At 66.2% G+C, this 8,101-nt stretch carries 9 protein-coding genes; 8 read left to right on the top strand and 1 reads right to left on the bottom strand.

Translation table 11 applies throughout. From position 1 onward, the window contains the following. The first annotated feature begins 71 nt into the window (after positions 1-71). Positions 72-1,202, top strand: coding sequence for a dihydropteroate synthase (gene folP, locus FG95_RS14265; RefSeq protein ID WP_037556752.1), 1,131 nt, complete (start codon positions 72-74; stop codon positions 1,200-1,202). Between the two features lie 99 nt (positions 1,203-1,301). Here folP and FG95_RS14270 read toward each other — a convergent pair whose 3' ends face one another. Continuing rightward, on the bottom strand, positions 1,302-2,729 hold the full coding sequence (locus tag FG95_RS14270; protein ID WP_037556754.1) for a sigma-54-dependent transcriptional regulator: 1,428 nt from the start codon (positions 2,727-2,729) through the stop codon (positions 1,302-1,304). A gap of 240 nt (positions 2,730-2,969) precedes the next feature. Here FG95_RS14270 and FG95_RS21265 point away from each other — a divergent pair, with 240 nt between their 5' ends. The 7 genes from FG95_RS21265 (at position 2,970) to FG95_RS14305 (ending at position 8,038) form a co-directional block, all read left to right on the top strand. Next, positions 2,970-3,092, top strand: a complete 123-nt coding sequence (locus tag FG95_RS21265) for a hypothetical protein (RefSeq protein WP_037556756.1) — start codon at positions 2,970-2,972, stop codon at positions 3,090-3,092. A 10-nt stretch (positions 3,093-3,102) separates the two neighbouring features. Then, entirely contained in the window at positions 3,103-4,224 is a 1,122-nt protein-coding gene (locus tag FG95_RS14280) for an NAD(P) transhydrogenase subunit alpha (RefSeq protein ID WP_037556758.1), read from the top strand. A gap of 7 nt (positions 4,225-4,231) precedes the next feature. Beyond that, complete coding sequence (locus tag FG95_RS14285) at positions 4,232-4,597, top strand: PH domain-containing protein (protein WP_037556760.1); 366 nt, start codon at positions 4,232-4,234, stop codon at positions 4,595-4,597. 112 nt (positions 4,598-4,709) lie between these two features. After that, positions 4,710-5,303, top strand: coding sequence for a fasciclin domain-containing protein (locus FG95_RS14290; RefSeq protein WP_037556762.1), 594 nt, complete (start codon positions 4,710-4,712; stop codon positions 5,301-5,303). Positions 5,304-5,466: 163 nt separating this feature from the next. Continuing rightward, positions 5,467-5,748 (top strand): proton-translocating transhydrogenase family protein, encoded by a 282-nt coding sequence (locus tag FG95_RS14295; RefSeq protein ID WP_037556765.1) that lies wholly within the window; start codon positions 5,467-5,469, stop codon positions 5,746-5,748. Position 5,749: 1 nt separating this feature from the next. Continuing rightward, positions 5,750-7,234, top strand: a complete 1,485-nt coding sequence (locus FG95_RS14300; protein WP_052182388.1) for an NAD(P)(+) transhydrogenase (Re/Si-specific) subunit beta — start codon at positions 5,750-5,752, stop codon at positions 7,232-7,234. 108 nt (positions 7,235-7,342) lie between these two features. After that, complete coding sequence (locus FG95_RS14305; protein ID WP_037556763.1) at positions 7,343-8,038, top strand: aspartate/glutamate racemase family protein; 696 nt, start codon at positions 7,343-7,345, stop codon at positions 8,036-8,038. Positions 8,039-8,101: the final 63 nt, after the last annotated feature.

Below are 8,101 nucleotides of genomic sequence, written 5' to 3' on the forward strand. Positions count from 1 at the left end.
ACCCTATTGGTGTTGCACAAGGTTGCCAACGGCCCCAGCCTTCGCGGGGGTGACGGATTGAGGGAACGGGCATGTTTCAGCCACTCACCAAGCCCGATCTCGGCAAGACATGGGAGGACGCGCGCGTCTATCTCCGCCCCACCTGCTTCGTCGACCGCCCGCACGAGCTGGACGAGCATTGCCTGCGCATCGCCGACACGATGGTCTGGTTCGCGGCGTGGCATGTCAGCCTGCGCGACGATGGCGCGGTGAAATCGGCGGTCGTCCCCGTCGCCGAACTCGACGGCTGGATCGCGGCGATGCCCGACCGGCTCGCCGAGGCGGCGAAAGCACAGCGCGCCGGCGTGGCGCGCCCGCGGGGCAATCTCCAGCTCGGTGAACGGACCGTCCGGCTGGGCGAGCCACAGCTGATGGGCATTTTGAACGTCACCCCCGACAGCTTCTCCGATGGCGGCAAGCATGTCGATGCCGCCGCTGCGGCCGAAGCGGGCTTTGCGATGGGCGCCGCGGGCGCGGCGATCGTCGACGTCGGCGGCGAATCGACGCGGCCGGGCGCGCCGCTGATCTGGGAAGGCGACGAGATCGCGCGCATCGAGGGCGTCGTTGCCGCGCTGGCGAAAGGCGGCGTCGCGGTATCGATCGACACACGCAAGGCCGCGGTGATGGAGGCGGCGCTCGCCGCCGGGGCGCACCTCGTCAACGATATTTCGGCGCTGCGCTACGACGACCGCGCGATGGAGGTCGTGGTGCAGGCCGGCTGCCCGGTGGTGCTGATGCACGCGCCGTCGGCGAAGAGCGATCCGCACGCGGACGGGACTTATGCGCACGTCCTGTTCGACGTCTACGACATGCTCGCCGAGCGCGTCGCGGCGTGCGTCGCGGCGGGGATCGGCCGCGCGAAGATCATCGTCGATCCGGGCCTCGGTTTCGGCAAGGGGGTCGGCGAAAATCTGACGCTGGTGAACGGCCTCGCGCTGTTTCATACGCTCGGCTGCCCGATCCTGTTCGGCGCGAGCCGCAAGCGGATGATCGGCGCGCTGGACAATGAGGCGCCCGCCGACCAGCGGCTCGGCGGTACGGTGGCGCTGCACTATCAGGCGGCGGCGCACGGCGCGCAGTTGCTGCGCGTCCACGACATCGCCGAGAACCGGCAGGCGCTGCGCGTGTGGCGCGGGCTACGCGACGCGGCGCTGACGGCCTGACCCCAAGTTTGTCATCCCGGCGAAGGCCGGGATCTCGACTTATCGTAGAAACGCACCGGCGAGATCCCGGCCTTCGCCGGGATGACGACGAGAAAGCTATCAGGCCGCGGTATCGATCCCCAGATCGCTGAGCTTGCGATACAGCGTCGAGCGGCCGATGCCGAGGCGCCGGGCGACTTCGCTCATCCGGCCGCGATAATGGCCGATCGCAAGGCGAATGACGTCGGCTTCGATCTCCTCCAGCGGACGCAAATTGCCGTCGGGCAGATAGAGGGTGACGCCGATCGCCTCGCCGTTGATCACGACGTCGCCGTCGTTGCTGACGCCGCCGAGCGCCGCTTCGATAGCGCGGAAATCGGCGCTGGTGAGCACGCCGGTCTTGCTCTCGACCGCGGCGCGGAACAGCACGTCCTGCAACTGGCGGACATTGCCCGGCCAGGCATAGGCGGCGAGCAGGCGCAGCGCGTCGTCGGTGACGCCGATCGGTCCCATGCCGGGCAGGCCGCCGATGCGCGCGAGCAGGTGACGCGCGAGCGGGCCGACGTCGCCGCGGCGCTCCGAAAGCGAGGGCAGGGTGAGCTGCGCGCTCGACAGCGCGTAGAAGAGGTCTTCGCGAAAATGGCCCGCCTCGATCAGCTTGTCGAGCGGGCTGGCGCTCGTCGCGATGATGCGGACGTCGACGCTCTGGCGGATCGAACCGCCGATCATCTGCACCTCGCCCGAGTTCAGGAATTCGACGAGCTTCGCCTGCGTTTCGAGCGGGATGCACTCGACATGGTCGATGATGATGCTGCCGCCGTCGGCCTGCACGAGCCGGCCGACCTGACGGTCGAACGCGCCCGGAAAGGCACCGCGTTCGTGGCCGAACAGTCCCGATCCGATCAGGCCCGGCGACACCGCCGAGCAATCGACCATGACAAGCTGGCCGCGGGCGCGCGGGCTGGCGCTATGGATCGCGCGCGCAAAGACTTCCTTGCCGGTGCCGGGCTTGCCGTTGATCATCACCGGCACGCGTGCGCGCGCGGCCTTCGCGGCGATCGCGAGCGCGCTGCGGAAATTGGGGCTCGACCCGATGATTTCCTCGAAAGCCAATGGAGCACGAAGCTTTTCGGTGAGCGGGCGCAGTTCGCCCTGCGGACCGCCGGTCGACACGACGCGGTCGAGCGCTTCGAGCAGCCGGTCGGGCGCGATCGGTTTCTGGACGAAGTCGCTCGCCCCGGCGCGCATCGCGCCGACCGCGACCTCGACCCCGTTGCGCATCGTGATGACGACGAGCGGCAGCGCGGGGCGCCAGCGGCGCAGCTCGGCGACGAATTCGGCGATGTCCATGCCCGGCGCGCCCTGATCGACGAGCACCGCGTCGAGCGCCATGCCTTCCTGCGTGCCGAGCTTGGCGAGCGCGGTGTCGGTGTCGGGCGCGACGATGCTGCGCCAGCCGCCGCGCGACGCCAGGGCCGACAGGAAACGCTGCTGGGCAGGTTCGCTGTCGACGATCATCACCATTCGCGTGTCGCGCGTGTTCGTCATCGTTTCGAATCTGCCCCCTGAACCGACATTGCTACGGGTATGTTCTGCTGTGGGACGCATATCTATCCGATAGGGGTAAAAGGGCGATTAAGGCCAATCCTCTTTTGCCACACGCTTATAATGGTGCCAAACCCGCACTTGAGCATCGCGGGGCGCGTGGCTAAGACCGGCGCGATAACCGATTCTGGGCGCTGCGCTGTGCGTTTGCGCACAGCAAACAGGCGTAATAGGGGAAAAGCGATGGCACAGCAGGAAATGAAGGCAGCGAACGAAACCTATTCGGGTTTCCTCAGCCTGCTGAAAGTCGGGTCGATCATCACCGCGGTGGTCACGCTCGTCGTCGTCCTCCTCATCGCCTCCTGATCCGGCCGGCATGCGCATCGCCGTATTGAAGGAGCTCGCCGCCGGCGAGACCCGCGTCGCCGCGACCCCCGAAACCGTGAAGAAATTCATCGGTCTGGGCGCCGAAGTTGCCATCGAGTCGGGGGCGGGCGTTGAGGCCTCGATCGCCGATGCCGACTATAGCGCCGCGGGCGCGAGCGTCGGCAGCCGCGTCGATGTGCTCAAGGGCGCGAACATCATCCTCGGCGTGCAGGGGCCCGATCCGGCGAGCCTGTCGGGCTTTGCCGATGGGGCATGGCTCGCGGCGGGGCTCAACCCGTTCGGCGAGCGCGAACGCGTCGATGGCTATGCCAAGCTCGGGATCGAGGCGCTCGCGATGGAATTCATGCCGCGCATCACGCGCGCGCAGTCGATGGACATATTGTCGAGTCAGGCGAACCTTGCGGGTTACAAGGCGGTGCTGATGGCGGCGAACGCCTATGGCCGCGCCTTTCCGATGATGATGACCGCCGCAGGCACCGTCAGTGCCGCCAAGGCGTTCGTGATGGGCGTCGGCGTTGCGGGGCTTCAGGCGATCGCGACCGCGCGCCGCCTCGGTGCACAGGTCAGCGCGACCGACGTGCGCGCGGCGACCAAGGAACAGATTCTCAGTCTCGGCGCCAAGCCGATCTTCGTCGAAAGCGTCGCGGGGATCGAGGGCGAGGGCGCGGGCGGCTATGCCACCGAAATGTCCGACGAATATAAGGCGGCGCAGGCCGAACTCGTGTCGTCGCACATTGCCAAGCAGGACATCGTCATCACGACCGCGCTGATCCCGGGGCGCCCCGCGCCGCGGCTGATTTCGGACGCGCAGCTCGCGACGATGCGCTCGGGCAGCGTGATCGTCGACATGGCGGCCGAAAGCGGCGGCAATGTCGAAGGCTCGGTTTCGGGCGAGGCGAAGAAGATCCACGGCGTCACCGTGATCGGCGCGAAGAATATCGCGGCGCTGATGCCCGCCGACACCAGCGCGCTGTTCAGCCGCAACCTGTTCAACTTCCTCTCCGCCTTCTGGGACAAGGAAGCGGGGAGGCCGGTGCTCGACGAGGAAATCGGCAATGCCGTGCGCCTGACGCAGGGCGGCAAGGTCGTGAACGAGCGGCTGCTGGGGTAAGCGAAATATGGGCCTGTTCAGCGCCGGGGATATCGACGTCGCCGGAGCGCAGGCCGAGTTTCAGGCGTGGCTGATCGACGGCGAACGCGTGCTCGCCGCCTTCCGCACCGTTCGCGACACCGCGCTGCTGACCAATCTGCGCTTCGTCTTCGTCGATGTGCAGGGGCTGACGGGATCGAAGAAGGAATTTCTGAGCATCCCGTGGCGTTCGGTCACGCGCTTTTCGTTCGAGACGGCGGGCACCTTCGATCTCGACGCCGACATGAAAATGTGGGTTTCGGGCGCCGCGACGCCGCTCGAGGTCAAGATTTCGCGCAAGAGCGACCCGCAGCGCATCCACAAGCTGATGACGCAGTTGATCGTCGGCCGCTGAGGCGGCGTCATAAATCTCGGCCGGGCGGTAACAAGAGCGTCATCAACGGCGTGTTGATGCCGGCGCGCGGCGGCCGATTCGGGCTGCGGACAGGCTTTTCGAAGGATATCATATGAAGACCCTCCTGATTTCGGTCGCCGCCGCGGCCGCGCTCGCGCTGTCGGGCTGCGGCAAGGGCGAAACGCCGGCCGAACCGGCCGCGGGCGAAGGCGCGATGTCGGCCGCGATCGGCGGCGATGCGTCGGCGATGCAGGCGACGAGCACGATCGCCGCGAATCTTGCGGCCTCGCCGAACCACAGGATGTTGACGGCGGCGCTGACGCAGGCGGGGCTCGCCGCGACGCTGTCGGGTGCGGGGCCGTTCACGATCTTCGCGCCAACCGACGCAGGCTTCACGCAGGTCCCGCCGGTGACGCGCGACGGCTGGATGCGCCCGGCGCAGCAGGCGGTGCTGGCGGGCGTACTCAACCATCATATCGTCCCGGGCAAGCTGACCGCCGCCGATCTCGCGGCGAAGATCGACGCAGGTGGCGGCAAAGCGTTACTCAAGACCGCGGGCGGGCAGGATCTGACCGTGACGAAAAGCGGCAACGCGATCCTGCTGACGAGCAGCAGCGGCAACAAGGCGACGGTGACCGGCGCCGATCTCGACCAGTCGAACGGCGTCGTCCATATTGTCGATGCGGTGCTGGTGCCTGGCATGTAAAAATATCGCCGAGAGCCCGGCGACACGATATTTTATGTCTAAAAGCGCCCGCATTTCTCGCCTTGGGAAATGCGGGCGCCTCTTTTTGTCCGCTTTGGAGTCGACAGGCTGGCGCCGCCACGGCAAGAGGTGCGCGAAACGGAATCAGCAGGGGAGCGAGCCCGTGGATTTTATCGCGATTTTTTCGATTTTCGTACTGGCGTGCTTCGTCGGCTATTTCGTCGTCTGGTCGGTGACCCCGGCGCTGCACACGCCGCTGATGAGCGTCACCAACGCCATCTCGTCGGTCATCATCGTCGGCGCCCTGATCGCGAGCGCCGCGGCGGGTTCGGCCTCGTCGAAATGGCTCGGGCTCGCCGCCGTCGTGATGGCGAGCATCAACATCTTCGGCGGCTTCGCGGTCACCGAACGCATGCTGGCGATGTACAAGAAGAAGGAACGCTGAGATGGACTTTCAGCCGATCCTTGCCGCCGCAGCCGGCGGCCACGGCGCCGTGAACCCCTGGGCCGCCATCGCCTATCTCGTTTCGGGCATCCTCTTCATCCTCGCGCTGCGCGGCCTGTCGTCGCCGGCCTCGTCGCGCCGCGGCAACCGCTATGGCATGGCGGGCATGACCATCGCGGTCGTCACGACGCTGCTGACGCATGCGCCGGTTACGGTTGACGGCGGCGTCGACTCAATCGGTCTGGTCGAGATTCTCGTGGCGATCGGTATCGGCGCCGTGATCGGCATCGTCATGGCGCGCAAGATCGCGATGACCGCGATGCCGCAGCTCGTCGCGGCGTTCCACAGCCTCGTCGGTCTCGCCGCCGTCGCGGTGGCAGCCGCCGCCTATCTCAACCCGCAGGCATTCGGGATCGCCGATGCCGCGGGGCAGATATTCACCGTCAGCCGCGTCGAAATGGGGCTTGGCATCGCGATCGGCGCGATCACCTTCTCGGGATCGGTCATCGCCTTCCTGAAGCTCAACGGCAATATGTCGGGCGCGCCGATCATGCTGCCGGGGCGGCACGTCATCAATCTCGGCACGCTTGCCGCGATCATCGGCCTCGTCGCCTATTTCACCTTCGATCAGTCGCCGTGGGTGTTCTGGACCGTCACGGGCCTCAGCTTCCTGATCGGCTTCCTGCTGATCATCCCGATCGGCGGCGCCGACATGCCGGTCGTCGTGTCGATGCTCAACAGCTATTCGGGCTGGGCCGCGGCGGCGATGGGCTTCACGCTCGGCAACACCGCGATGATCATCACGGGTGCGCTTGTCGGCTCGTCGGGTGCGATCCTTTCGTACATCATGTGCCGCGCGATGAACCGCAGCTTCATCAGCGTGATCGCCGGCGGCTTCGGCGGCGACGATGCCGCGGCGGGTGCGGGCGGCACCAAGGAACAGCGCCCGTGGAAGCCGGGCAGCGCCGACGACGCCGCCTTCCTGATGAGCCAGGCCGAAAATGTCATCATCGTCCCCGGTTACGGCATGGCGGTCGCGCAGGCGCAGCATGCGCTGCGCGAAATGGCCGATCAGCTCAAGAAGGAAGGCGTCAACGTCAAATATGCGATCCACCCGGTCGCGGGGCGCATGCCGGGCCATATGAACGTCCTGCTCGCCGAGGCCAATGTGCCCTATGACGAGGTGTTCGAGCTCGAGGACATCAACGGCGAATTTGCACAGGCCGACGTCGCTTTCGTCATCGGCGCGAACGACGTGACCAACCCGGCGGCAAAGACCGACAAGACGTCGCCGATCTATGGCATGCCGATCCTCGACGTCGCCAACGCCAAGACCGTGCTGTTCGTGAAGCGTTCGATGGGCGGCGTGGGCTATGCTGGCGTCGACAACGACGTCTTTTATATGGACCAGACGATGATGCTGCTCGGCGACGCCAAGAAGATGGCCGACGATATCGTCAAGGCGCTGAGCGGCAGCGGGCACTAGACAAGAATCGTCGCCCCTGCGAAGGCAGGGGCCGCTGGCAGCCTCGCGCTACCTCGACAGCGGCCCCCGCCTTCGCGGGGGCGACGTGTTTTTGAGACAGGGAATCTTATGCGCAAAATCGGCCTGATCGGGGGGATGAGCTGGGCGTCGACCGAGCTCTATTACCGCCATCTCAACAAGGGGGTGCAAAAGCGCCTTGGTACCGCCTGTTCGGCGCCGATCCTGATGGAGAGCCTCAACTATTGCGAGCTGTCGCGGATCACGACGGCGGAGCAATGGACGCATGCGAAGGAGGTGCTGATCGCCTCGGCTCAGCGGCTCGAAGCGGCGGGCGCGACCGCGCTGATGATCGCGGCCAATTCGATGCACAAGGTCGCCGAGGATGTCGCGGCGGCGATCTCGATCCCCTTGCTCCATATCGTCGACGAGACCGGCGAGAAGATGAAGGCCGACGGGATCAAGGCGGCCGCGGTGATCGGCACGCGCAATGTGATGACCGAACCCTGGTTCCGCCAGCGCCTTGTGCGTCACGGGCTGACGCTCGCGCCCTATGACGCGAGCCGCGCCGACGAAATCGACCGGATCATTTACGAAGAGCTGATGCTCGGCAAGGCGAACGAAAGCTCGCGCCGGACGATGAAGACCTTCATCACCGACATTGCGAAGCAGGATATCCAGGCGGTCGTGCTCGCCTGTACCGAATTGGTGATGCTCGTCGACACCGACGCCAATGTCCTGCCGATCTACGACACGACGCGCATCCATGTCGCGGCGGGCGTCGACTGGATTTTGGGCGAGGGGTGACGAAAATATCCTCCCCGTGGCGAAGCCATGGGGAGGGGGACCGTCCGCGAAGCGGATGGTGGA

Origin of the sequence: Sphingopyxis sp. LC363 (genome assembly GCF_000756385.1) — a bacterium.
Lineage (GTDB): Bacteria > Pseudomonadota > Alphaproteobacteria > Sphingomonadales > Sphingomonadaceae > Sphingopyxis.